The 25817-nt window shown below is 45.7% G+C and carries 23 protein-coding genes and 1 pseudogene; 14 read left to right on the forward strand and 10 right to left on the reverse strand.

Annotation, left to right across the window (positions count from 1 at the left end; all coding sequences use genetic code 11):
- Window positions 1–39: 39 nt before the first annotated feature.
- Together P2A85_RS26985 and P2A85_RS26990 are read left to right on the forward strand one after the other, a co-directional pair.
- Window positions 40–1488, forward strand: coding sequence for a YcjF family protein (locus tag P2A85_RS26985; RefSeq protein WP_377476481.1), 1449 nt, complete (start codon window positions 40–42; stop codon window positions 1486–1488).
- 525 nt (window positions 1489–2013) lie between these two features.
- Complete coding sequence (locus P2A85_RS26990; RefSeq protein ID WP_377476484.1) at window positions 2014–3456, forward strand: DUF697 domain-containing protein; 1443 nt, start codon at window positions 2014–2016, stop codon at window positions 3454–3456.
- A gap of 11 nt (window positions 3457–3467) precedes the next feature.
- Here P2A85_RS26990 and P2A85_RS26995 read toward each other — a convergent pair whose 3' ends face one another.
- Together P2A85_RS26995 and P2A85_RS27000 are read right to left on the reverse strand one after the other, a co-directional pair.
- Window positions 3468–4157: a hypothetical protein gene (locus P2A85_RS26995; protein ID WP_377476487.1), complete on the reverse strand. Its 690-nt coding sequence runs from the start codon at window positions 4155–4157 to the stop codon at window positions 3468–3470.
- Window positions 4158–4298: 141 nt separating this feature from the next.
- The gene (locus tag P2A85_RS27000) at window positions 4299–5147 is read right to left on the reverse strand and encodes a TlyA family RNA methyltransferase (protein ID WP_377476490.1); all 849 of its coding nucleotides are present in this window, start codon (window positions 5145–5147) and stop codon (window positions 4299–4301) included.
- A 332-nt stretch (window positions 5148–5479) separates the two neighbouring features.
- Here P2A85_RS27000 and P2A85_RS27005 point away from each other — a divergent pair, with 332 nt between their 5' ends.
- Window positions 5480–5647, forward strand: a complete 168-nt coding sequence (locus P2A85_RS27005; RefSeq protein WP_377476494.1) for a hypothetical protein — start codon at window positions 5480–5482, stop codon at window positions 5645–5647.
- A 248-nt stretch (window positions 5648–5895) separates the two neighbouring features.
- Here the strand turns inward: P2A85_RS27005 and apcB are convergent, their stop codons facing one another.
- On the reverse strand, window positions 5896–6405 hold the full coding sequence (apcB, locus tag P2A85_RS27010) for an allophycocyanin subunit beta (protein WP_340521426.1): 510 nt from the start codon (window positions 6403–6405) through the stop codon (window positions 5896–5898).
- 354 nt (window positions 6406–6759) lie between these two features.
- Between apcB and glnA the strand changes: the two genes are divergently transcribed.
- From glnA to P2A85_RS27025, 3 genes and pseudogenes are all read left to right on the forward strand, one after another.
- Complete coding sequence (glnA, locus tag P2A85_RS27015) at window positions 6760–8181, forward strand: type I glutamate--ammonia ligase (protein WP_377476497.1); 1422 nt, start codon at window positions 6760–6762, stop codon at window positions 8179–8181.
- A 297-nt stretch (window positions 8182–8478) separates the two neighbouring features.
- Window positions 8479–9381 carry a ferritin-like domain-containing protein gene (locus P2A85_RS27020; RefSeq protein WP_377476500.1) on the forward strand — a complete coding sequence of 301 codons (903 nt, stop codon included), beginning with the start codon at window positions 8479–8481 and terminating at the stop codon, window positions 9379–9381.
- Between the two features lie 112 nt (window positions 9382–9493).
- Window positions 9494–9661 (forward strand): annotated as a pseudogene (locus P2A85_RS27025) (YbjN domain-containing protein); the annotation flags it as partial.
- Window positions 9662–9756: 95 nt separating this feature from the next.
- Here the strand turns inward: P2A85_RS27025 and P2A85_RS27030 are convergent.
- Both P2A85_RS27030 and crtE read right to left on the reverse strand, forming a co-directional pair.
- Window positions 9757–10215, reverse strand: a complete 459-nt coding sequence (locus P2A85_RS27030; protein WP_341739150.1) for a divergent PAP2 family protein — start codon at window positions 10213–10215, stop codon at window positions 9757–9759.
- Window positions 10216–10229: 14 nt separating this feature from the next.
- Window positions 10230–11159 (reverse strand): geranylgeranyl diphosphate synthase CrtE, encoded by a 930-nt coding sequence (gene crtE / locus P2A85_RS27035; RefSeq protein WP_377476503.1) that lies wholly within the window; start codon window positions 11157–11159, stop codon window positions 10230–10232.
- A 22-nt stretch (window positions 11160–11181) separates the two neighbouring features.
- Here crtE and P2A85_RS27040 point away from each other — a divergent pair, with 22 nt between their 5' ends.
- From P2A85_RS27040 to P2A85_RS27060, 5 genes are all read left to right on the forward strand, one after another.
- The gene (locus P2A85_RS27040; protein WP_377476507.1) at window positions 11182–11322 is read left to right on the forward strand and encodes a hypothetical protein; all 141 of its coding nucleotides are present in this window, start codon (window positions 11182–11184) and stop codon (window positions 11320–11322) included.
- 21 nt (window positions 11323–11343) lie between these two features.
- Complete coding sequence (locus P2A85_RS27045) at window positions 11344–11478, forward strand: hypothetical protein (RefSeq protein WP_377476510.1); 135 nt, start codon at window positions 11344–11346, stop codon at window positions 11476–11478.
- A gap of 137 nt (window positions 11479–11615) precedes the next feature.
- The gene (locus P2A85_RS27050; RefSeq protein ID WP_377476513.1) at window positions 11616–13883 is read left to right on the forward strand and encodes a family 2 encapsulin nanocompartment cargo protein terpene cyclase; all 2268 of its coding nucleotides are present in this window, start codon (window positions 11616–11618) and stop codon (window positions 13881–13883) included.
- Between the two features lie 184 nt (window positions 13884–14067).
- Window positions 14068–15477 carry a family 2B encapsulin nanocompartment shell protein gene (locus P2A85_RS27055; RefSeq protein ID WP_377476516.1) on the forward strand — a complete coding sequence of 470 codons (1410 nt, stop codon included), beginning with the start codon at window positions 14068–14070 and terminating at the stop codon, window positions 15475–15477.
- A gap of 454 nt (window positions 15478–15931) precedes the next feature.
- Window positions 15932–17338 (forward strand): family 2B encapsulin nanocompartment shell protein, encoded by a 1407-nt coding sequence (locus tag P2A85_RS27060; RefSeq protein ID WP_377476519.1) that lies wholly within the window; start codon window positions 15932–15934, stop codon window positions 17336–17338.
- A 217-nt stretch (window positions 17339–17555) separates the two neighbouring features.
- On the opposite strand, the gene P2A85_RS27065 is transcribed toward P2A85_RS27060, so the two are convergent.
- On the reverse strand, window positions 17556–17684 hold the full coding sequence (locus P2A85_RS27065; protein ID WP_377476522.1) for a hypothetical protein: 129 nt from the start codon (window positions 17682–17684) through the stop codon (window positions 17556–17558).
- A gap of 221 nt (window positions 17685–17905) precedes the next feature.
- Between P2A85_RS27065 and P2A85_RS27070 the strand changes: the two genes are divergently transcribed.
- A complete protein-coding gene (locus P2A85_RS27070; protein WP_377476525.1) occupies window positions 17906–18670 on the forward strand; it encodes a class I SAM-dependent methyltransferase in 765 nt (254 codons plus the stop codon).
- A gap of 185 nt (window positions 18671–18855) precedes the next feature.
- Here P2A85_RS27070 and folD read toward each other — a convergent pair whose 3' ends face one another.
- Window positions 18856–19725, reverse strand: a complete 870-nt coding sequence (folD, locus tag P2A85_RS27075) for a bifunctional methylenetetrahydrofolate dehydrogenase/methenyltetrahydrofolate cyclohydrolase FolD (RefSeq protein WP_377476528.1) — start codon at window positions 19723–19725, stop codon at window positions 18856–18858.
- Window positions 19726–19870: 145 nt separating this feature from the next.
- Here folD and P2A85_RS27080 point away from each other — a divergent pair, with 145 nt between their 5' ends.
- Both P2A85_RS27080 and P2A85_RS27085 read left to right on the forward strand, forming a co-directional pair.
- On the forward strand, window positions 19871–20296 hold the full coding sequence (locus tag P2A85_RS27080) for a DNA-binding protein (RefSeq protein ID WP_377476531.1): 426 nt from the start codon (window positions 19871–19873) through the stop codon (window positions 20294–20296).
- Between the two features lie 3 nt (window positions 20297–20299).
- Entirely contained in the window at window positions 20300–20725 is a 426-nt protein-coding gene (locus P2A85_RS27085; protein ID WP_377476534.1) for an NUDIX domain-containing protein, read from the forward strand.
- 129 nt (window positions 20726–20854) lie between these two features.
- Here the strand turns inward: P2A85_RS27085 and P2A85_RS27090 are convergent, their stop codons facing one another.
- From P2A85_RS27090 to P2A85_RS27100, 3 genes are all read right to left on the reverse strand, one after another.
- Window positions 20855–21940, reverse strand: a complete 1086-nt coding sequence (locus tag P2A85_RS27090; protein ID WP_341733913.1) for a fatty acid desaturase — start codon at window positions 21938–21940, stop codon at window positions 20855–20857.
- A gap of 458 nt (window positions 21941–22398) precedes the next feature.
- A complete protein-coding gene (purF, locus tag P2A85_RS27095) occupies window positions 22399–23865 on the reverse strand; it encodes an amidophosphoribosyltransferase (RefSeq protein WP_377476537.1) in 1467 nt (488 codons plus the stop codon).
- Between the two features lie 430 nt (window positions 23866–24295).
- Complete coding sequence (locus tag P2A85_RS27100) at window positions 24296–25708, reverse strand: cytochrome c biogenesis protein (RefSeq protein WP_377476539.1); 1413 nt, start codon at window positions 25706–25708, stop codon at window positions 24296–24298.
- Window positions 25709–25817 lie beyond the last annotated feature (109 nt).

Below are 25817 nucleotides of genomic sequence, written 5' to 3' on the forward strand. Positions count from 1 at the left end.
AAAGTTAAGCTTGGCGGGAATACCCACAGGAAGGGAAAAATGACACTTAACTTGCGGCGACCGGTTTTAATTGGCGGAATCGGACTCTCAGCAGCACTCTGGCTGTTAGAAAGTCTACAGCACTCGGTTTCAGAAATGGGCGAAACGGCACTCATCGGCTTGGTGGCCGCTAGCGCCGGATATTGGTGGTGGCAGCGACAATCGCCTACACTAGAATTTCCACTCCCCCAAGCCCTGGCCAACAGGGAAGCAGCCTTAAAGGCGATCGGGGCGGCAGAAAGCTCGATTAATTTGCTGGCTTCTGAAGCTCAAATATCCGAATCTCCAGCTATGCTTAAAGCACAGCTCGATCGACTCACAGCCGAATTAGACAGACCAGATTTGAGAATTAGTGTCACTGGCGGCAAAGCAGTAGGCAAAAGTACCTTAATTCAAGTTTTGAATTCTCACTGGACATCCCAACAGCCACAAAAGCTGACTTTTCAAGAAACAACACCGCTATTTAGTAACACCAATACCGATGCTAAAATCAGCGATGATTTAGTGCTGTTTGTGACAGCAGGCGACATTACGGATTCGGAATTTCAAGTATTATCTCAGCTAGTTTTCGCCGGTCAACGTTTCTTGCTAGTTTGGAACAAGCAAGACCAATTTTTGCCAGCACAGCAGTCCCAAATTTTGCATTCTTTGCAGGAAAAAATGGACGGCCTACTGCCCAAAGAAGATATAATTGCGATCGCAGCGAACCCTAATTCCCTGAAAGTGCGGCAGCATCAAGCTGATGGTACAATCAGCGAACGGATGGAAAATCCCGGAACTCAAATTCAGCCTTTGACGGCAAAACTGACGGAACTCTTAACCGCAGAAAGACAACAATTGGTGTGGGCTAATACAGTGCGGGGCGCTGGAAGTGTTAAACAGGAAGCAAAAACTTTATTAAATGCAGTCAGGCGCGATCGGGCAATGCCCATCATCGAGCAATATCAATATATCGCAGCCGCCGCCGTTTTTGCTAATCCCGTTGCAGCCCTAGACTTGTTAGCAACCACTGCCATCAGTACCCAACTTGTAATCGATCTCGGCACTATTTATCAGCAAAAGTTTTCCCTAGACCAAGCTAAGACAGTAGCGGCAACTTTGGCCGCCCAAATGTTGAAATTGGGATTAGTTGAATTGTCTACTCAAACTATTGCGGGATTGCTCAAAAGCAATGCTGTAACTTTTGTCGCTGGAGGCGCAGTCCAGGGAATTAGTGCAGCCTATTTTACCCGCATAGCTGGACTAAGTTTAGTGGAATTTTTCCAAAGTCGAGACATGGAAACTTCTGTAAATAGCAGTTTCAATATAGACCAGTTGACTAAAACTTTGCAAGCGGTATTTCAACAAAATCAGCAAGTTTCGTTCTTGCAATCTTTCATCAACCAAATGGCGAGTCGTCTGGCACCGCCAACATCTCAGCCCGAAGCAGTTAATTCAGCTCTCAATTAAGTACAATATTATACCATTTTCATAAAGTCCTACTACAGATACAGATGTAGTTCTTAGCCCCCCCTTACCAAGGGGGGGTTGGGGGGGTAGATATGTAGCGCTACTTGATGAAATTGGTATTAGTCATATTTTGTACTGTTATTAGGAACAGGCTTTGCGGCTTGTTCCACACAAAAAAATTGTCCTTGTGGAACGTGCAACAGAGGTTATATCGTTGACTATTGTATGCTGATTATTTAACCACAGAGGGCGCAGAGAACACAGAGAGATATCTGAGACAATTGAATAATTCTGATGCAGATGGGAATTGATATATTTTTTATAGAGATTATATCGTTGACTGTTGTATTGTGATTATTTAACCACAGAGGGCGCAGAGAACACAGAGAGATATCTGAGACAAATGAGTAATTCTGATGCAGAATAAATTTAAAGTTTAGCAAATTATGAAAATTTGTACTAGAATGGATCGGAATATCTCTAGTTAGATACTCTATTATACTTGCTTAAAAAAGCCGATCGCCAATGGCTGATAAATCCCTTCAAGACCATCGCTTATCCCTTGCCCGCGCCAGTTTGCGCCAATCCCTGGCGCGCTACTCTAACTTGCGCCCCAGCAAAAACAACTCCAATACAGAATTGGCAGCTACGCTACAAAATCAGTTAGATATCTTAAATTCTACCTCAGAAAAACTTAACCAAAATATCATTCGCATTGCTACCTTTGGTTTAGTCAGCCGTGGCAAGTCAGCCGTCTTAAACGCGCTTTTAGGTAAAAAAATTCTGCAAACAGGCCCTCTTAACGGTGTGACTCAGTGGCCGCGTTCCGTGGCTTGGACAATTCCGGCTATTTCTGGCACAAAAGACCCAGAAAAAGTGCAAATAGAATTAATTGATACTCCAGGAATTGATGAAGTTGGTGGCGAAGTGCGGGGCGATATGGCGAAACAAGTCTCTCGCCAAGCTGACTTAATTTTGTTTGTTGTCGCTGGCGATATCACTCGCACTGAATATCAAGCACTGTGCGAATTACAAACAGCTCAAAAACCGCTAATTTTAGTTTTTAATAAAATAGACCTCTATCCAGAATTAGATAGGCAAACTATTTATAAAAGTTTGCAAAATCTCGGAAATAATAGCGAAAATTTAGCCACCGATGAAGTGAAAGATAAATCTGATAGCGAAAATTTATCCTCCAACAATCCCTCGCCTAAATCTACTACAAATAATCACCCCAAATCCTTAGAAATAGTCATGGTAGCGGCGGAACCGGCACCGATGCAGGTGCGGATTGAATGGCCTGATGGGAGCATAACCCACGAGTGGGAGTCGCCGCCGCCGCAGATAGATGAGCTCAAACAGACAATTTTCACGATTCTTAACCGAGAAGGTCGATCGCTCCTCGCTCTCAATGCTTTAATGGAAGCTAGAGATGCAGAGGCAAATATTGCCCATCAAATTCTCAAATTGCGACATACCGAAGCCGAGGATTTAATCTGGCAATTTGCGAAATATAAAGCTTTGGCTGTGGGCTTAAATCCGATTGCTTTCCTCGATGTCATGGGAGCAACTGTCGCTGATTTAGCCTTAATTCGCTCTTTATCCAGACTTTACGGTTTACCCATGACTGGCTATGAAGCGGGGAAACTTTGGCAAACTATTTTTTCGAGTGCCGGTGGCGTACTTTTGGGAGAATTAGGTAGTAGTTTTTTGTTGGGATTCGGGAAAAGCGCGGCGATTGCTGCTCCCCAAATTGGCTTTTCTACTTTTGCAGGAGTTGCGGTAACTCAAGCTAGTTTAGCAGCTTACGGAACCTATGCTGTGGGTCGCGCCGCCCAAGTTTATTTAGAAAAAGGCTGCACTTGGGGCCCCTTGGGACAAGATACGGTAATTCAAGAAATTCTTGGTACCATAGAACGTGATACAATTGTCGATCGCCTACAACAAGAGTTAAAAATTGGTAAGTAAAAATTAACCTTTTACCTTCTAGCAATCACCACGCCTTGCCTAAAGTGGGCAATCGTGGCAATTACTGCGATCGCAAAATAAAATAGTCTAATCAGCCAAAAACAAATCAACATCGACCAAGAAACAATAGTGGGCGCAGCACCTGTTAACTGCACAAATCGGGAGTTAACTTTTTTTTCAAAGCTATCGAGGTCTTTCATCTGTGATTGAGTCGTAGGAATCACTGGAAACTGACCTGTATATAAATAATAACCCAAAAAGCCGGGAACTCCTATCTGTTTTTTCAAAAATAAGTTAGTGATTTTGGTAGTTTCATCCGGCGATAAATTCTCCGATTCTTCAACTTTATCTAACCAAGAATTGTAGCGAATTATCGGCGTACTCATGAAAATAAAAGGAACTATCAAAATTAACAAAATAGCACTAACTTGGCGACAATATTCAGGTTTTAAAAGTCTGGTAGCCAAACCAAACCCCATGCCGATGAAAGCAAATACTAAGATATTTAATAGTTCAATAACTTCGATGCCTCTCAACAAATCGCCGATAATAAAAATAGTATATAAAATTTTATCTGCCAACATCAGAGCGACAAATTTAATCAGCACTGAAATCCCCACAATCATCGCTGCACTAGCTATATAGCCGATAGCACCTAACAGGTACAAAAAAAGCGAACCAACTTGTTTGAATGACTGCATGAAATTATTAGTTAAGTGAAAGGTTAAAAAACCGATTTATCAGTGAACTCAATTCTTTTTATTCCTCCCATCTAAAGTCGAAGGATCGCAGGAGGCAGAGGTCAACGAGTGCCACATCAGAAGGTTGCTAAATCTCAAATCTCAAACCTCAAATCGATCGATCAGTTCCCCTTTAGCCCCCTTTGTCACTTCTGCGATCCTTTCTTTCATCACACTATCTTCCACAGCATTTTGCTCCGACTGCTGTTGACGATCGCTCCCCAACCATAAAAGATACTCGATATTGCCAGCCGGGCCAAGTAACGGCGACCAAGTTAAGCCCCGTTGTTCCCATCCTAAAGCAGTGGCTGCTTTCCACACTTGGAAAATCGCATCGGCTTGGGTAGCAGAGTCTCGCACTACGCCTTTTTTTCCTACTCTCTCGCGCCCAACTTCAAACTGTGGCTTTACCAGCAACACGGCTTCTCGCGGTGGTGCTAACAACTCCCACAGCGCTGGTAAAACTTTATCCAGGGAAATAAACGACACATCTACTACCGCCAAATCTGCTCGCTGAGAGTCGCCATAGAGTTCTGTAGCCGTCATGTAGCGCAAATTGGTGCGTTCTTTCAAAATTACCCTCGGATCGTTCCGCAAGCCCCAATCTGCTTGACCGTAACCCACATCTATCCCATAGACTTTGGCTGCGCCTGCTTGCAGCAAACAGTCGGTAAAACCCCCTGTGGAAATGCCGCCGTCGAGACAAATTCTATCTGTAACGGGAATCGCAAAAACTTCTAATGCTTTAGCTAATTTGTCGCCTCCTCTAGAAACGTAGCGCGATCGCTCTTTAATTTGAATTTTGGCTGTAATATCAACCTCTGTGCCCGGTTTGTCAACTACCTGCTGGTTGACTGCAACTTTTCCCGTCCGAATCAAAGCTTGAGCTTGTTGTCGGGAAGTACACAAATTTAGGTTGACCAATAAAGTGTCTAGTCGTTGTTTAGCCAAGGTTTTTAATGTTTAAAGATCGGGTTAACAATAGTTTATTAGACATCTCCCAAACAACTGGTCAACAGCACGCAGCATCAGAACTAAACCAAAACAAGACTGATGGGTGTTTCCCCTCACCCCTGTTTTGGTGACTTCTATCACGAGATGCGTGTACTTTTATCACAGAGATACCTTTGTGCGATCGCACTGAAACCTTGGTGACTAAAAGATGATGTAACCATAGGTCAAACCGTTACAAATCAAATGCTTTTGTCAACCAATGCCCTATTTTGGACTGATTAGACCTGCATCGCTCAACCATGAAAAACTTTAACTTCCCTATCAAAAATATGGACAATTGTCAAGAGAATCCTCTGGCATTTGTCAGCGGTAAGATAGTTCATATTCTCTACCCTAATGGGGATGTAGAAGCAACAACAGTCGAACAGGTCGATCGTCGCCAAACAAAAATTCCCCTGGACAAATGTCTCGTCTGGGGACGTATCGGCGATTTTTAGTCCTTGAACAACGCTCGCAGCCTTTAATACTGTGATGCGATCGACCCAATTTACACAAACCCACCACCACAAGTTCCTTTTTTTTGAAAAAAGACTGGCAAAAAATTACCAGTCTCTTTGCAATATTAAGGGATTAAATTTAGATACATCAAACTGCTAGTTATCAAGTCAAAATTGACAAAATTTAACAATCGACATTGGAGAGTGGCGAAGCGCCACTACCAATTACCAATCACTAGCAAACTGAGTTAGATATCCTGTTCGCTCAATTCGCGAATCATGTAATCAAAAGGCTGTTCCAGAAAAGGCCCCACAGCCAAACCAGCAGCTTGAACTTGAGCCTTAACCATTTCCTTCATAATCCCGATCCCCATCACCGTCGGGCCAATGGGTACACTCAGTGAATTGTAAGTTTCCCGTAGCCCTTGCAGAACCCGCTCATCAAGCACGTCTGTACTTCCAGCCACTAGAGCGTAAGTAGCATAGCGCAAGTAGTAGTCCATATCCCGCAGACAAGCCGCATAGCGACGAGTCGTGTAAGCATTTCCACCCGGACGGATCAGTTCCGGTTGTTGAGCGAATAATTCAATACCAGCTTGCTTGACAATTGCCGCTGCATTACTGTTAATTGCTGCTGCTGCTTGTACTCGTGCTGTACCCGTTGCAAAATAAGATTTCAACCGATCGATACCATCTCGGTCTAAATACCTACCAGCAACATCATAATTTTCAATCAGACTCGTCACTGCATCGCGCATAAGTTTCTCTCCCAAAAATCTTTATCAATACTTTGCTATCTGAGACAGACCGCCTATTGTAGACTACTACAAATCGGCCTTTGATTAAGATTTGAGATAGGATTTTCATGGACGGTAGTAAATCCCCGACCGAACCACCAAAATTTTGTCGCATATCTTGTATCTTCAGCCGAAAATGGACAACAGAAGACCAGGAAACTGTGTGGCAACCCGATCGCTTTTGAGAAAAATGTATTGAAAGATACACAAAAACCAGTAATGAATGCCTATTATCGGCCACATAGTCTGAAATCTGCCGTTAGCGAAGCACTCGTTGCAGGATCGCCCAGACCAAACCAATATCAGGAGTAAGCCATGTTCCAGACACCCCAAGAAGCCTTAAACTACATAAAAGAAAATAAAATCCAAATCATCGACCTCAAATTCATCGATATGCCGGGGATCTGGCAACACCTATCCCTGTTCCACGACCAAATCGACGAAACAGCCTTCACAGACGGTGTACCCTTCGACGGTTCCAGCATTCGGGGCTGGAAAGCCATCAACGAATCAGACATGACAATGGTCATCGATCCTACCACCGCTTGGATCGACCCGTTCATGGCAGAACCCACCATCAGCTTCATTTGCAGCATCAAAGAACCGCGCACAGGCGAACCCTACAGCCGCTGTCCCCGCACCATAGCCCAAAAAGCCGTAGACTACTTAGTTACCACCGGTCTCGGCGATACCGCATTCTTTGGCCCGGAAGCAGAATTCTTCATTTTTGACGACGTTCGCTTCGACCAAACCCAAAACAGTGGCTATTACTATGTAGACTCTGTAGAAGGACGTTGGAATTCCGGCAAAGAAGAACCGGGCGGCAACCTCGGCTACAAACCACGTTACAAAGAAGGTTATTTCCCAGTAGCACCAACCGATACCTCTCAAGACATGAGGACGGAAATGCTGCTGACAATGGCAAAATGTGGCGTACCCATTGAAAAGCACCACCACGAAGTCGCCACCGGTGGCCAGTGCGAACTCGGCTTCCGCTTCGACACTTTAGTCAAAGCCGCAGACTATTTGTTAACTTACAAATACGTCATCAAAAACGTCGGCAGAAAATACGGCAAAACCATCACCTTCATGCCCAAACCATTGTTTAACGACAACGGTTCCGGGATGCACGTTCACCAGTCAATTTGGAAAGACGGTCAACCGTTATTTGCTGGCGACCAATATGCTGGTTTCAGTCAAATGGGACTGCATTACATCGGCGGTATTCTCAAGCACGCCCCGGCACTTTTGGCAATCACAAATCCCACAACTAATTCCTACAAACGGTTAGTTCCCGGTTTTGAAGCCCCTGTAAACTTAGCTTATTCTCAAGGAAATCGATCGGCCTCAGTACGGATTCCCTTGTCGGGAACTAACCCCAAAGCTAAGCGCTTAGAATTCCGCTGTCCCGATGCCACTTCCAATCCCTATTTAGCCTTTGCAGCCATGCTGTGCGCGGGTTTAGACGGCATCAAGAATCAAATCGATCCGGGTGAACCTTTGGATGTGGATATCTACGATTTATCCCCGGAAGAATTGAGCAAAATTCCTTCGACTCCCGGTTCCTTGGAAGGTGCTCTGGAAGCTTTGGAAAAAGACCATGCTTTCTTGACTGATACTGGGGTATTTAGCGAAGATTTCATCAAAACTTGGATTTCTTACAAACTCGATAATGAAGTCAACCCCATGCGGTTACGTCCTCACCCTTACGAGTTTGCTTTGTACTACGACTGTTAGATAGTTCGTCTGTCTTGGACGGACTACTAACCTAAAAAACCCGGTTTGTGGCACTCGCCCTCAAAGTCAAAAGAGGTAAGGACCTTCATAAACCGGGTTTTTTGCGTAAGTCCTATGAAAGTAAAGTCTAAAATTGCCCGATTAACAAATAACAAATAACAAATAACCAATAACAAATAACCAATAACTATAAGAGTTAAAGTTACTTACCAAAAAACTTCTACCCTGGGAGTGAATTAGGAATCCCAAAAACTGCGTTACAATCCTAAAGGTATCTTTACAAAAAAACATAAAACAATGACCGTAGCTTATCCCCGGAAGCTTCGCAATGGCATGGGAGCCCGTGAAGTTTTAGCTCAAGTGGTGCGCGATCGCGAAATTCACCTGATCGCTCTCAACCGCTACCGCTTTAGCGAACAGCGCAGTTGCAAAGACCTCACCGACTTGATCGAACAGCTAGACGGGGAACCAGCCGAACTCGTGCGCGATCTGTCGCGGCACATTTCCGATGAAGCGCGACACGCCATGTGGCTGACTGACTTGCTGGTAGACTTGCGCCAAAATGTGGGCAAGCCGCCGGGAGTATCCTACATCGACGAGTTTGAAAGACTGTTCGACAGCGAACAGAAAGACCCCACCAAGAACCGCGAAGATTTTGTAATTTCTTCCCTAGCGGCGATTAATGTCACCGAAAAGCGGGGCTGCGAATACTTCGGAGCGCACATCCACGCCCTGAAAAATGCTCCTCAAACTGACGAAAACGTCAAAATCCGCGAAACTATCGAAAAGATTTTTCCCGAAGAAGCAGGTCACGTCCGCTGGGGAAATCGGTGGTTGGGAAACATAGCGGCCAAAAGCCCAGCCCACGCCCAGAAGGTGGAACAGGCGAAGCGCAAGTATGCGGCGATCGAACAAGCTGCATTTGCGTCGGGAATGGATATCATGCTGGGGGCAGAACTGCGCCGTGTCACTCGCTTGGTGGATATTGCTAACACGATGCCTATGTGGGAACGGCCCCAATACTTGATGGAACGGTTGGCTGGAACTTTGCTGGCCCCGGATTTGCAGATGACTAGGGTTGATGTGGCTCAGCGGGCATGGAACCGTGACCCCCAGGCTTTTGTGGAGAAGTTTGTGCCGATGTTTCTCAATGGGTTGAATAACTCCCAGAAGAAGCCGGCGGCGACAAAGCCTAGATGACCGGGCGGTTGAAACCGCGGCTATACAAACGAAGTCTGCCTCCGCAGACTAAGAAATTAGGAGACGGCAGTGCCGTTTCCCTACCCCAAAATAATCAGGTAGGGAAACGGCACTGTCTACTTTGGAATCTCATTTTGCGATCGTTGATAATCAAGTTGCGGTAATTTCGACTCGGGCGATCGCGGAAATCTCGACTGGGGAAATTTCTCGCGCTATTACGATTGTCGCGACGATCGCTGATGATAATGACGATCTCTTGCAAGCTGAATTTGGACTGTAGTCATTAGTCATTAGTCATTAGTCATTAGTCATTAGTTAGTTGTTGGTTGTTATTTGTTGGCGATCGTAACCAATAACTAATAACTAATAACTAATTCAATATGCAGGCCCGGCGAGCCAAGAAATAGTTATTCCTAGCCCTAAACCGACAAACACTTGAAAAGGAGTGTGTCCTAGCAACTCCTTGAGACGAGCCTCATTCAAGTTGTGGTGTTCTTCAAAAAATTCATCAATAATTTGGTTGAGGATGCGAGCTTGTTTGCCGGCGGCTTGGCGGACTCCAGCAGCATCGTACATGACAATTATCGCAAAAATCGCCGCGATCGCAAACTCTGGACTCTCCCAGCCCAAGGTTTGTCCCACCCCAGCAGCCAAAGCACCTACAAAAGACGAATGAGAGCTAGGCATTCCTCCGGTTGTTACTAAATACTGAAGATTAAACTTCCGATTTTTGATTAATTCGATCGGCAATTTCAATACTTGAGCAGCCAGACAAGCGATTAAAGAAACCACGAGTACATGATTGTTTAAGATGCCGCTGCAAATTTCCTGCATAGTGTTTGGCATTTCTAGTTACTGCGACTGGTAATATAGTCTGCGATCGCCAACAGCGGTTGGGCTTTATTCCCAAACACTGCTAATTGAGCCTGAGCATCAGCAACAAGTTGTTTAGCTTGACGCTTTGACTCCTCGATTCCCCATAAACTAGGATAGGTGACTTTTCCAGCTTGAACATCTTTGCCAGCGGTTTTACCGAGTTCTTCGGCAGTAGCAGTAATATCCAGAATGTCATCAATAATCTGGAAAGCTAGCCCAATATTTTTAGCAAAACGGGAAAGCCGTTGCAAATCCGCAGCCGACGCCCCACCCAGAATTGCCCCGCAAACTACGCAGGATTCTAACAGCGCGCCGGTTTTGTGAGCGTGAATGTAGGTCAAAGTTTCTATAGAAACATCTTTCAATCCTTCCGACTCCAGGTCAAGCACCTGACCGCCTACGAGTCCAGGAGCGCCAGATGCCCGCGCTAAATGGGCGATCGTCTGCAATACCAGATGGGGGGGTACGTTCTCAGTTTTAGTGGCGATAAATTCAAAGGCATAGCTCAACAAACCATCGCCAGCCAAAATTGCGATATCTTCGCCATAGACTTTGTGGTTAGTCAGTTTGCCACGCCGATAGTCGTCATTGTCCATTGCCGGCAAATCGTCGTGGATCAGCGACATGGTGTGAATCATTTCCACAGCGCAAGCTGTGGGCATTGCCATTTGGGTAGTGCCACCGGCGATTTCGCACCCTGCCAGACACAGGATGGGACGTAGCCTTTTGCCACCTGCTAGGAGCGAGTAGCGCATGGCTTCGTAAATTTTCTCTGGGTAGATGACCGGTAGCGCACTGTCGAGAGCTACCTCGATCGCCTTTTTCTGTTCGACTAGGTAAGTAGATAAGTCGAAAGCGGATTCCGGTTGAGACGAATCCATTTCTGTTGCTGCAAATACCATCCCTTGCTCTCTTGTACTGAATGTGACGAAAGGATACTGTGAGTTGTTTTGGTCGATCGCGCCGATTTCTGACGGTGGCGATCGATCGCAATCTGAGACTCAATTTAATCATTCTATGGGTGTTGTGGCACAGAAATTTATTAGTGTCGATGTCAAGGATTGAGTTTTGCTTGAGGGTTGGGATATGAAGTTGTTGACACCGGAGGAGATTCGGGCCAGAATCTGCTTTTCTGAGCAGTCAGGAGATTGGCGATCGCCTCGCTCTGCTTCAGCAAAGTATTTTGTTAAATTTTATTTAGTCGATCGCTACCGTGGATAGGAACCAGCCTACTGTACAATCACAAACAAACCACATGGGACATGGCTAGGGCGACGAGAACGATCGCCAACCGCCACAGCTCGGCCGTTTGTCAGCAAAAAATAGCAAGAATACTCAGTAGAAGCTTACGGTAGATCATGCAACCCTTTAAACTGCCAGAATTTTATATGCCTTGGCCGGCGCGGCTGAACCCAAACCTGGAAGCCGCGCGAGTTCATTCCAAAGCATGGGCCTACGAGATGGGGATACTTGGCTCAAAAGAAGAAGCCCAAGGCCAGCCTATTTGGGACGAACGCAAATTCGATGCCCATGACTACGCCTTGCTGTGCTCCTATACCCATCCAGACGCACCAGCAACGGAACTAGACTTAGTAACCGACTGGTATGTGTGGGTATTCTTTTTTGACGACCACTTTCTGGAAATCTACAAGCGTAGCCAAGACATGGTTGGGGCGAAGGAGTACCTCGATCGACTACCCGCATTTATGCCGATCTATCCTAACGACACCCCTCCCGTTCCCACCAACCCAGTAGAGCGGGGCTTGGCAAACCTGTGGTCTCGCACCGCCTATACTAAGTCTGTGGAATGGCGGCGACGGTTCTTCGAGAGTACCAAAAACCTCTTGGATGAGTCGATGTGGGAACTTGCCAATATCAACCAAAATCGAATTGCCAACCCCATCGAATACATTGAGATGCGGCGTAAAGTTGGGGGCGCACCCTGGTCTGCGGATCTGGTGGAACACGCCGCGTTTGTAGAAGTTCCGGCTAGAATTGCCGCAACTCGGCCCATGCAAGTCTTGAAAGACACATTTGCCGATGGAGTACATCTACGCAACGACCTATTCTCCTATCAAAGAGAAGTGGAAGATGAAGGGGAGAACTCCAACTGTGTATTGGTCTTAGAACGCTTCCTCAATGTGAGTACCCAAGAGGCGGCTAACCTCACCAATGAACTGCTGAACTCACGGTTATATCAGTTTGACAATACTGCTGTCACCGAGTTACCTTCCCTGTTTGAGGAGTACGGAGTAGATCCAGTAGAGCGTGCCCATGTTCTCCTTTATATCAAAGGACTTCAGGACTGGCAGTCGGGCGGTCACGAGTGGCATATGCGATCGAGCCGCTATATGAACAAACAGGAAGCGGATAATTCTGCGACACCAACGATTCTGGGTGGGCCTACTGGACTAGGCACATCGGCGGCGCGGCTTGAGTCGTTATACGCCAACTTGGGTTTAGGAAGGTTCAAGAGCTTTACTCACGTTCCCTACCAGGCTGTAGGGCCAGTGAAATTGCCCAATTTTTATATGCCCTTCTCTACTACTTTGAATCCCAATCTGGATGCCGCGCGGAATCATTCTAAGGAATGGGCGCGCCGGATGGGGATGCTGGACTCACTACCGGGCATTCCTGATGCCTTCATCTGGAATGACCACAAGTTTGATGTTGCTGATGTAGCCCTCTGCGGTGCGTGGATACATCCAAAGGGGTCTGAGTATGAGCTAAATTTAACAGCTTGCTGGCTGGTTTGGGGAACCTATGCCGATGATTACTTCCCAGCACTCTACGGGAATAACCGTGACTTAGCTGGGGCGAAAGTGTTCAACGCCCGACTGTCGGCGTTTATGCCTCTCGACGACTCCACCCCCCCAGCCGTACCGACTAATCCAGTAGAAAGGGGTTTGGCAGATATTTGGTCTCGAACTGCTGGCCCGATGTCTGCTAATGCGCGGACTGAGTTCCGCCGCGCGATTCAGGATATGACTGACAGTTGGGTGTGGGAACTGGCTAATCAAACTCAAAATCGGATTCCAGACCCGATCGATTATATTGAAATGCGCCGTAAGACGTTTGGTTCGGATTTGACAATGAGCTTGTCTCGACTAGCCCAGGGCGGCGAGATACCAATGGAGATTTATTACAGCCGGCCAATGCGATCGCTGGAAAATTCCGCCGCCGACTTTGCCTGTTTCACTAATGATATCTTCTCCTACCAGAAAGAAATCGAATTTGAAGGGGAAATCCATAACATCGTACTGGTTGTGCAGAATTTCCTCAACTGCGATATAACCCAAGCTGTGGAGATTGTGAACAATCTGATGACCGCGCGGGCGCAACAGTTTCAACACATTGTCGCCACCGAACTGCCAGCCCTTTTTGAGGATTTCAACCTGGATGAAAGCACTCGCGAGAAACTGCTTGCATATGTCAAAAAACTGGAACAATGGATGTGTGGCGTACTCAAGTGGCATAGGAAAGTAGACCGCTATAAGGAATTTGAATTGCGGAATAGTGCTTCGCCAGTAGTGCGACTGCTCAACGGTCCCACAGGGTTTGGCACTTCGGCAGCACATATCAGATCGTTGGTCGGTGCAACCAATCTTTTTGCCAATGATCGATAAATTTGAATCAAATTGTATCGTTTTGTCAAGGATATATTGAAAATGTATATCTTTGTAACAAAATAATCTCATCGTATCTTCTTACAAGACAATCAGTCTTGTTAACTTCGATTTTTCTCGATCGCCATTCGGTCAAGTAAAACCAAGTTGTTTTTTGAGTAACTAGAAAGTGAAGAATTAAGTTATGACCTATTCTAATGATTCGGGTTCAGATGTTGAGAATCAACAGCCTCAGTTGAGTTTAAGTACAGCAGCAGCCCGTAATTTGGCGACGACCACCAAATCTGCACCGCAGATGCAGGAAATTACCTCGCGGTGGTTGTTGAAACTGTTACCTTGGGTGCAAACAAAAGGTGGTGTATATCGAGTTAACCGTCGATTAAGTTATACCGTAGGTGATGGAAGAGTCTCTTTTACTAACACCGGATCGACCGTACAAGTAATTCCCCAAGAACTTACTGAGTTGCCCTTGCTGAGAGGGTTTGAGGACACAGAAGTTTTAACTGCGTTGGCGAACCAGTTTGTGCAGGAAGAGTACGCGGCCGGGGACACGATCGTTGAAATAGGTCAAGCAGCCGATCGAGTATTGTTGATCGCCCGTGGTAAAGTTAACAAGATTGGTCTTGGCAAGTATGACGAACAGGTTGTTTTAGATGTACTCGCTGATGGCGATCATTTCGGCGATGAAGCTTTAGTAGAGTCTCAGGACACCTGGCAGTATACCCTCAAAGCTGTCACCAGATGTATCGTATTAGCATTACCTCAACAGGCGTTTGAGCAACTCGTTAACCAGTCCGAAGCTTTACAAAGTCAGGTCGATCAGTTCCGAACCCTCCTCAGCCAGCCACAAACTACTGAAGGTGAAGCTGCTATTAATGTATCTGCGGGTCATCGCGGCGAGACTGAGTTGCCTGGTACTTTCGTTGATTACGAGCTCTCACCCCGCCAATATGATTTGAGCATCGCCCAAACCGTGTTGCGGATCAGTACCAGGGTAGCCGATCTGTACAATGAACCAATGAATCAGACCGAGCAACAATTGCGTCTGACTGTTGAGGCATTACGGGAACGTCAAGAACACGAAATGATCAACAACCCAGAATTTGGGTTGCTGCATAACGCTGACCTCAAACAACGCATCTACAGCAGCAGTGGCGCACCTACTCCAGACGACATGGACGAATTGCTGGCTACGGTATGGAAAGACCCAGGATTCTTCCTGGCTCATCCCCGCACGATCGCAGCCTTCGCTCGCGAGTGTAACCGCATAGGGATCTATCCACAAAGCATTGACATGGGCGGCCAACAAGTTCCGGCTTGGCGTGGTGTACCAATCTTTCCCTGCAACAAGATCCCCATCACAAATACCCGCACCAGTTCTATCCTCTTACTCCGCACTGGTCTTGAAAAACAAGGCGTTATCGGTTTACATCAAACTGGTATTCCTGACGAATATCAACCTAGCTTGTCTGTCCGCTTCATGGGCATCAGCGAAAAGGCAATTATGTCTTATCTCGTCACAGCTTACTACTCCGCAGCCGTCCTAGTTCCTGACGCCCTCGGCATTCTCGAAGATGTCGAAATCGGTCGTTAACTTGGTTTTGAGAGGTTATACCAATTTAATGGGTCGTTGCACATATCTCGATCCCCCTCGCATCCCCCGCATCGTTGCGAGGACTTTGAGAAGAATCTTGTCCCCCCCTTATTAAGGGGGGTTAGGGGGGATCGAAATTCTATGCAGCCTCATAAAAAATTGGTATTAAGGTAATTGATTTTTGTCAATTGATAATTACGCTCTATTTTTAGGGTTGAATCCAGTAATTTTTGACAAAAAACTGATTACTTTGACCTCTCAACTATTTGATACTAAGTTCATAAAACACTGCTACAAAAACGATCCCCCTAAATCCCCCTTAAAAAGGGGGACTTTGAGCAAATTTCTTGTTCCCCCCTTTTTAAGGGGGGTTAGGGGGGATCAACCCAATGTAGTAAGAATCGATGAAATGGGTATTATTCAGCATTTTTGTTAGTAAGTAAAGGATGAGGTAATGACATATTCTAATGATTCGAGTTTGGAGGTTGAGAATGGACAACCTCAACAGAGTTTAGGTACAGCAGCAGCCCGTAATTTGGCAACAACAACTAAATCTGCACCGCAAATGCAGGAAATTACCTCGCGGTGGTTGTTGAAGATGTTGCCGTGGGTGCAGATCAAAGGTGGTAATTATCGGGTAAACCGTCGTTTAACCTATACTTTAGGTGATGGACGAATTACTTTTACGAATACAGGTGCAAATATTGAGGTAATTCCTCAAGAACTGACGGAATTACCCTTATTGCGAGGTTTTGATGATGTTGAAGTCTTAACAGCTTTAGCTAGTCGCTTCGTGCAACAGGAGTTTGCTTCTGGTGACATTATTGTACAATCAGGTCAACCAGTCGATCGACTTTTCCTGATCGCTCATGGTAAACTTAATAAATTTGGTCTTCCCAAATATGAAGAAGAACCTTTATTAGGTGGGTTAGCTGATGGGGATCATTTTGGCGATGAAGCTTTAGTAGCATCTCAAAGCAATTGGAAGTTTACGGTTAAAGCTGTGACTCGATGCACAGTATTAAGCTTACCACAACAAGCGTTTAGGGAAATTCTGAACCAGTCGGAGGCTTTACAGACTCATATCGATCGAGCCGTAACTCGCGCACAATTACCACAGAATAAGCAGGGTGAAGCCACCATTGCTTTATCTTCAGGACATACTGGAGAAACTCAATTACCAGGGACTTTCGTTGACTACGAACTTTCTCCCCGCGAATATGAGTTAAGTATTGCCCAAACTGTGTTAAGGATCAATACTCGCGTCGCTGATTTGTATAATGAACCAATGAACCAGACGGAACAACAATTACGTCTGACGATTGAGGCATTACGGGAACGTCAAGAATATGAGTTGATCAACAACCGTGAATTTGGTTTACTGCACAATGCTGACCTTAAACAGCGTCTTCACCCCCGCACTGGTGCGCCTACACCTGACGACTTAGATGAATTGCTTACTCGCCGCAGAAAGTCGAAGTTTTTGTTAGCCCATCCTCGCACTATTGCAGCCTTCGGCCGGCAGTGTAACCGCTTGGGCATCTATCCACCAAACCTCGACATGGACGGGAGTAAAGTTATTGCGTGGCGTGGTGTACCTCTTCTTCCCTGCAATAAGATACCCATCACCAAGAACCAAACCAGTTCTATTCTTGTGTTGCGTACTGGTGAGGAAGATCAGGGCGTAATCGGTTTACAGCAAACGGGGATACCTGACGAATATCAACCAGGTCTATCTGTTAGATTTATGGGTATTAGTGAAAAGGCGATTATGTCCTACCTTGTTACTGCATATTACTCCGCAGCCGTGCTAGTACCTGACGCACTTGGTATCCTTGAAGATGTTGAAATTGGGCGCTAGGAGGGATTCCGGTTGGGACTAATCGATGAGTGATTAAGGTCGATCGCGCCGACTTTTACGGTGGCCGATCGATCGAAATCTGAGACTCAATTTAATCATTAGTCATCGCAAGAATCGCCTGTTTTGAACAGGCTCTCCGACCTGTTCCACAATAATTATTGGAGATCTCTACTCTACGGGTGTTGTTGCACAGAAATTTGTGTATCGATTTGAGATTTTAGGTTTTAGATTGAAGAGTTGATAAGTCTCTGGCTGTCTCCAAAAACCGCAGCAGCACTGGTGTGGGATTGTCGCACCAAATCAGAGCTGCAACTGCAATGAAATAACGCAAATGTCGTAGTTCCATAATTTTCCATTCATTAATATTTGAAAAGTATAAGTTGTTAATTAAACAGATATTGGACATTTTGATAATTGGGGAATAGGTAATTGGGGAATAGGTAATTGGGGAATAGGTAATTGGGGAATCGGGAATTTAATGATTTAATTGTCAACTTGTGTTATCGAAAAAATGGATGATAACGAACCGCGAAGGCGCTAAGGACACGAAGTGAAGAGGAAAGAAGGATGTTAGAAGATTTTTGGAATTCTGCGCTTTATGAGGGAAATCATGGTTTTGTTTGGCATTACGGGGAATCGCTTTTGAAATTACTCGATCCGCAGGCTGGTGAACGGATTTTAGATTTAGGTTGCGGTACGGGACAGTTAACTCAAAAGATTGCTGAGAGTGGTGTTTTTGTGCAGGGGATTGATTCATCTTTGTCGATGATTGCGAAAGCTAGATCTAATTATCCTCAGCTTGATGTTGCTGTGGCTGATGCTCGTGATTTTGAAGTTTTTGAATCGCTGGATGCTGTTTTTTCTAATGCGGTTTTGCATTGGGTTAAGGAAGCGGATGCTGTGATTAATTGCGTGGCAAAATCACTGAAGCCGGGTGGGCGTTTTGTGGCTGAGTTTGGGGGTAAGGGTAATGTGGGGGCTATCGTTGGGGCAATTTTGAGTGTTTTGTCGGAAATTGGTTGCGAGTCGCCTGCGTCGCTTAATCCTTGGTATTTTCCGAGTGTTGGTGAGTATGCTGGGCTTTTGGAAAAGCAGGGTTTTGAGGTGCGTTATGCGGTTTTGTTCGATCGCCCGACTCCCCTGGCTGGCGGTGATGCTGGTATGGTAAATTGGATTGAAATGTTTGCTGGTGGGTTTTTTTCGGGGCTGTCTGAGGAAGTGCGATCGCACGCAATTAAACAAGTTGAACATCGTTTGCGATCGACACTTTATCGTGATGGTACTTGGATTGCAGATTATCGCCGAATTCGTATTGTTGCTCTCAAGCAGTAGGGTGTGTCGCGATCGACAATCTTCTAACTCGATGTCACATCTGACAGCGCATTGGTGTCAACTTAAGCTGTCAGTCCGCCAAGTTCGTTGGTCATCCCGCGAGTCCTAAGCGGGGTTGAAACCCCTGTCGGACTATTGGTTGTACCTGGTTGTTGACACTAATGCTGACAGCGACGCACCTACTTCTACTTGAGGCTGTAACTAGAAACGGTATTTTCTAACAGCATCGCCACAGTCATTGGCCCGATTCCTCCCGGCACTGGTGTGATAAATTCGGCTACTGTTTTAACAGCATCAAAGTCCACATCTCCCGCCAACCGGCTAGTACCGTCTGGATTGACAACGCGGTTAATACCGACATCGATGACTACGGCCCCTGGTTTGACCATATTAGCTGTAATCATTTCTGTGCGCCCGACGGCGGCGATTAAGATATCGGCTTGGCTGGTGATGGATTCTAGGTTTTGCGTCCGCGAATGAGCTACTGTCACTGTACAATCGGCTTCTAATAGCATTAGCGCCATCGGTTTACCTACCAAAATACTCCGCCCCAAAACTACGGCATTTTTTCCTTTTAAGTCAATCTGGTATTCTTGCAACAGTCGCATGACTCCGGCGGGAGTACAACTACGTAAACCTTTTTCTCCCCGTACCAGGCTGCCTAAATTTACAGGGTGGAGTCCGTCTGCATCTTTGGCTGGGGCAATTTGGTACAGTAGGGAAATTGCGTCTAGGTGCTCTGGAAGTGGGAGTTGTACTAAAATCCCGTCTACTCGATCGTCCTCGTTGAGTGCATGAATTGCCAGTTCGAGTTCGGCTTGAGTTGCATTTGCGGGATAATGCTGACCAAAGGAAGCTATGCCAACTTTAGCGCAGGCTCGTTCTTTGTTTCGCACGTAAGCTGCGCTGGCTGGGTTGTCGCCCACCATCAGTACCGCAAGTCCCGGAGGACGCCCAATCTGGGTTTGTAGGGAATGAACTCGATCGCTCAGCTCGCTTTGAATCTTTGTTGCTAAAGCTTTACCATCTAGTATTTGAGCAGTTTTGGCATCCATAGTAGACTCTGGGTTAGGGCTGACGATTTTAGATTTTAGCTTAACCGTCGCCAAGCACTATAATATCGAAATTGCTTAGTTTCGATCGATTCTCAGGATTCTGGTTAAAGTTGAGTCGTATCTCACATTTCAAATCATTTGAAAGATGACTAATGCAATAAAGGAAGTTTTGCTTCAAAAGTTCTCCATGGGTTGTTTATTCCTCGCCATCGCTAGCGGTTTAGTAAGTTGTGCAAATTTGCCGGTGTCTCAATTTAATTTTGGTTTTAATGTTTCTAAAATTAGTGATATTCAACAAAAACGGCAAGTGGATACGGAGGTTTATCTCCAGGGAAAGGTGGAAAATCGTGCTCCGTTTCTGGGGAATGCTGCTTATCAACTTCAAGATGCTAGTGGTAGTATTTGGGTTTTAACGAAGCAGGCTTTGCCACAGCTAGGAGATGAAATTATGCTCAAGGGGCAAGTTCGCTATAAAAGTATTAAGCTCAAGGGTTTGGCTGAAGATTTAGGTGAGGTTTATATTGAGGAAGTGGAACTGCTTAAACGTAAACCAATAACTAATAACCAATAACTAATGACTAATATTCACGTTGCGATCGCTATTTTGTACCGAGATGGCAAGTTTCTGTGCCAGTTGCGCGATGATGTGCCTCATATTAGATATCCCGGACATTGGGCTTTGTTTGGTGGCCATATGGAACCGGAAGAAACGCCTGAAGTTGCTGTCCTACGGGAATTGAAGGAGGAAATTAGTTATGCTCCTCCCAGTGTTGCTTTTTTTTGTGGGGATTTAGAAGGAGATGTTATGCGCCATGTTTTTCATGCACCACTTGATGTCGGTGTCAATGATTTAGTTTTGCTTGAGGGTTGGGATCTGAAGTTGTTGACACCGGAGGAGATTCGGGCTGGAAAATGCTTTTCCCAGCAGTCAGGAGATGTGCGACCTTTGGGTGTTGCTCACCAACGTATTTTGTTGAATTTTATAGCAGATGTTGCATAAAAAATGCAGAGGCTATAATAAAGTCTTGGACGCACGGGGGGTCAAAAACCCGGTTTCTGTGTCAATATCTCAGGCGAGAAAGCGACGATTTTTATAAGAAACCGGGTTTTTCCGTAAGTTCTAGTGGATTTACTTCACTTGGGTAGAACTCCGACTGTTGGGCGATTCGTAGTACACTTTAGATCCTGTATCGGAAACAAAATGACAATCCCAGTAAGAGCGAATAAAGCTCTTCCAAATTGGCTCGCTTGATTTGCGATAATAATCGCCTAACACTGGCTTGATGGCTTCGGTTGCTTCCTTCAAGTGATAGTGTGGCATTGTCGAGAAAATATGGTGGGCTACGTGGGTGCCGATGTCGTGATGGATAGGGTTGATGATGCCATAATCCCGATCGATCGTTGATAACGCACCTTTCAAGAAGTACCAGTCATCTCCACGATACCAGGGGATATCCGGCTCTGTGTGGTGCAGGAATGTTACCAAATCCAACCACATCACGAAAATTACATAGGGAACCAAGTAGAATTTGAGTAAAAACAGCCAACCAAATTGATAGGTTAACGCACCCAAAAATCCGACCATTACTATTAAGGATGCTGTGCTGGTTAATACATCCCATTTTTCCGAAGGACGGAAAATGGGGCTACTCGGCATGAAGTGAGAACCTACCCGATCGGGCGATCGACGAAATAGATATATTGGATAGGCAAATAACATCAAATAGAAGCGTCCCAGTTTTTCATACCAGGGCATTTGATTGTATTTGCTCTCGGATACCGGATACCAGCTTTCGTCAGTATCTAAGCTACCTGTATTGGCGTGGTGGGTTCTGTGGCTGATCCGCCAACCGTGGAAGGGCACGAGAATTGGAGCGTGGGAAAGGTGTCCGATCAGGTTGTTGAGCCATTTGCTCTTGGAGAATGAACCGTGTCCACAGTCGTGGCCGACTACAAACAATGCCCAAAACATGGTTCCCTGCATTAACCAGAATATGGGATAAAAGAACCACGAATCAAGGGTATAGGCGATCGCATATAAACCTGCGATGATTCCAAGATCCAAGAAGAAGTAAGCAAGGGATTTCCCAGCCGAGGGTTCAAAACAATGGGCTGGAATGGCTGATTTGATATCAGCAAGAGTAAAAGGTAACTCTGTTGTACGAGATGATGAGCTTTTATCGCTCGGCTGATTGAGAACAGTATTTGATTGCACGAAGTTTCCGATTTAAGCTGACTTGAGAAACCGCATTTCGTTACTTATTCAGTCACTGTGGCTCCAAGGAGCCATAATTTATACTCAGTAAGGGTTTCTGTTATTTAGTTCGCAGGAAATCATCCGTCGGCGATTCTCCAGCCCAGTGGCTTGGGGAATGCTGGTAGGGGGAAAATTTGTGCGATCGACCCTGTTATCTGAAAAAATCTCCTGTGCCCGTTGGAAGTGCGAAATGCGACTTCGATCTGAGAGTGAGGTTTTGGAAGCAAAGCTTCCAGCCTGCCAATGGCAAAGCTAATTTAATTTAACATTTCTACACACAGTCTGGCAACGAGTTATGGCAGAAGGGCATCGGGCACCTGTGCTGAGCGTAGCCGAAGTATTGGGCATCGGGCATTGGTAGCAATTAACAAATGACTAATGACTAATGACTACTGACTACTGACTAATGACTTCTTCTAAGTTGCAGCTTTTTCTAATATTAGCTTCGCTCGTTTAATCAATTCTGGAACCTGGATCGGATAATCGCCGGTAAAACACGCAGAACAGAAACTGTTCGTATCTTCATTAGTCGCCTTAAGCATTCCTTCCCAACTCAAGAAAGCCAAAGAATCAACCTCAATTTGAGCGGCGATTTCAGCGACAGACTTAGTAGCTGCAATCAACTGATCTTGATTGTCTGTGTCAATGCCATAGAAACAAGGATGAGTCACAGGGGGGGAAGAAATTCTCATGTGAACTGCGGTAGCACCAGCATCCCGCAAGGCTTTGACTATTTTGCGACTGGTAGTACCGCGGACGATGGAATCATCGATAATGATTACCCGTTTCCCTTCCAACACATCTCGCAGAGGGTTTAGTTTCATGCGGATTCCTGACTCCCGCATAGTTTGAGTCGGCTGAATAAAAGTGCGTCCGACGTAGCGATTTTTAATCAATCCTTCCGCGTAGGGAATGCCGGAAGCTTGAGAAAAACCGATCGCCGCTGGGATTCCCGAATCAGGAACGCCAATGACTATATCAGCATCTGCCGGAGATTCAGCGGCTAATAAACGCCCGATTCGTAGTCGATAGCTGTACAAACTTTCACCTTCCATCATGCTATCTGGTCGAGCAAAATAGATCATTTCAAAGATGCAAAGTTTGCGTTTTTGTTGCTGACTCCAGTGAAAGGAAGCCATACCTTCCTCTGTAATCCAAACTAATTCTCCCGGTTCTACGTCGCGCAAAAATTCCGCACCGATAATATCTAATCCGCAAGTTTCCGATGCCAAAACATACCGTACCGGATTTGTGGGGAGAGTGCCAATTACCAAGGGGCGGACTCCGTGGGGGTCGCGGACTCCCATGACACCCTTGGGGGTGGCGATGGTCAAACTAAAGGCTCCTTGGCACATCCCAAAGGCACTGATGGCTGCTTCGAGCCAATCTTTACCCTTGTCTACCTCCGAACCGATCGCCACGGCGATCGCCTCTGAATCCGTCGTGCTCACAAACTCGCAGTTCCGAGACAACAATTCTTCCCGCAATTCTTTTGTATTGACAAGATTCCCGTTATGTGCTAGAGCCAGACTTCCCAAACGAGTTTCGACGACCACAGGTTGAGCGTTGACAACCCGCGACGAGCCCGTAGTAGAGTAGCGAGTGTGACCTACGGCTAAATTACCGGGCAAGTGACCTAAACTAGATTCATTGAAGACTTGGGAAACCAGTCCCATATCTTTGTGCAGGTATACTCGATCGCCATCAAAGGTGGCAATACCTGCGGATTCCTGGCCCCGGTGCTGCAACGCATACAAACCAAAATAGGTCAACTTGGCGACATCTTCACCAGGTGCGTAGATACCGAAAACGCCGCAAGCTTCCTCGGGCTTGTCAGGTTTGCTAGAATGCTCGTCAGCCGCGAAGGAATGGTTGGGAATCATAGATGGGTTGGCTCCTAATGGGAACGGTGGATTTGCGGGACTATTTGTGCGGGAAGTTTTGTTTGCGAAACCGTCGCATAACTTAACAATTCCTTAATATTGCCATGGATCGAACATTAATTTCAATTTTTTTGGGATTCTAGCAGCCACTGTGGGACATTGAATGGGATTGTAGTATCGATCGCCTATATCTCTAGATATTAGGGTAAATTACCGGAGAGCGATCGCCCCCGGTAACATCGGATACCCGCCCTAAACTACTTCCCAAGCTAGTTCAGCAATAGAATCTAAAAAAGAGGATTTAGGCAAAAAACCCGGTTTCTTGCCTAAATCGTCCCTTTTTCCATAGATGTTGATGCTGAAACCGGGTTTTTGGTCCCCGTGGGTAAGTCCTGAAAAAACAAGAAAATGAGCATTAGCCGCCCTAAAATTAGTTTTGATTAGCTAAAGAAGTCGGGGCGATCGCACTTTGTTCAACCTGTTGTTTCGATGCAGCTAACTTATCCAAAATCTCCACAACCTCTCTTTCAAAAGTCACCTGAGCGCGATTAGTCCGGCCACCAACATAAAGTTTTCCCTCTGTTTCCAAAGCCCAAATCTGGGAGTGAGACAGATAGCTCATCAGCACGCTCAACATCAGCAACCCAAAGCCAGTATAAACAATCGGAATTCCCGGATCGGCTTTAATTTGTAATCCCGTGCTACCAACAACTTCATCAATTGTCAGCATCACTCCATTAACTTCTATAGCACTACCAGCGCGAACAGTAGTTAACAACTTGCCATCCATACCATAAACTAACATAGTTCCTTGCAAGTCTTTGGCTATGAGAGAAACACCAGCACTCAAATCAGGTTTAGTAGGAATCCAAGCACCCCAAATCCGGCCTTTACCTTGAGTATCTAACTGAGCCATTGGTAGTTGCAAAACCGGGCTTTTGTTGAGGCGAACCCGCACAGCAGCGATCGACCAATCTGCTTGATAAAAAGTCACTCCTCGGTATCTCAGAGGCTTGTTAACATGAATAGTTTGGCGATCGACCTCTTGACCTGCTTTGTCCAAAACTGATAAATCAGAATAAAACTGGTCGATCGCACCACTAGGAGTATAATCGATCCAGAACCGATTGACACGCATCGACCAATCCTTCGGTATTTGCGGCCCCGCCCAAGGTCCAGTATCCGTGATATTCTGCACCTGAAAATTTTCACCACTCGGAACCATTTCTTGAGCCATAAAACCAGTCATCGTACCCCAAATCGCCCCAGCTAAAATAATCAGCATACTAGCGTGAACAATAATCGGGCCGATTTTACCAATTATGCCCTTACGAGCATAAACTTTCTCTCCTTCTCGAAACACCAGATATTTTTTTTGCTGCAAAAGTTCTTCTAAACAAGTTAAAGAACCAGTTCCCAACTCCGCACTCAGGGCTAATTTTTCAAACTGCTTCGGTTCTTCATAAAACTTCCACCGACGGGCGGCTTTGAGCGCCGGAAACTGTCGAGTAAAAGTACAAGCCGTCAAGCTGCTTCCGAACAAAATAAGGATTGACAAAAACCACCAAGTGCGGTATACATGGTCTAATCCTGCAATTAGTAAAACTTTCCAAGTCAGGAATCCAAAAAGAGCCGGGTGTTCTGGATAATTCGACTGATAAAAAGCCACAGATTGACCTTGCTCGACCACGGTACCAGAAATACTAAAAAAGGCGATCGCCAACAGCAAAATAATTGCCAACCGCAAATCAGCCAGCACCGGCAAAACTTCTCGCTTAAAAAACCTTTGAGGAGCCGTCGCCCAGCCTGATAACTTAGATAGAAATAATTCTTTAGATGTCATTGGTAATAGGTAATAGGTAATTTTTAGCTAACGCACCTCAACTACTTGAGAACCGCTAGATCATGTTGCTCAGACAACTCTATCAACTTAGACTCCCTTCTCTTTCCTT

Source organism: Microcoleus anatoxicus (assembly GCF_042465725.1).
Lineage (GTDB): Bacteria > Cyanobacteriota > Cyanobacteriia > Cyanobacteriales > Microcoleaceae > Microcoleus > Microcoleus anatoxicus.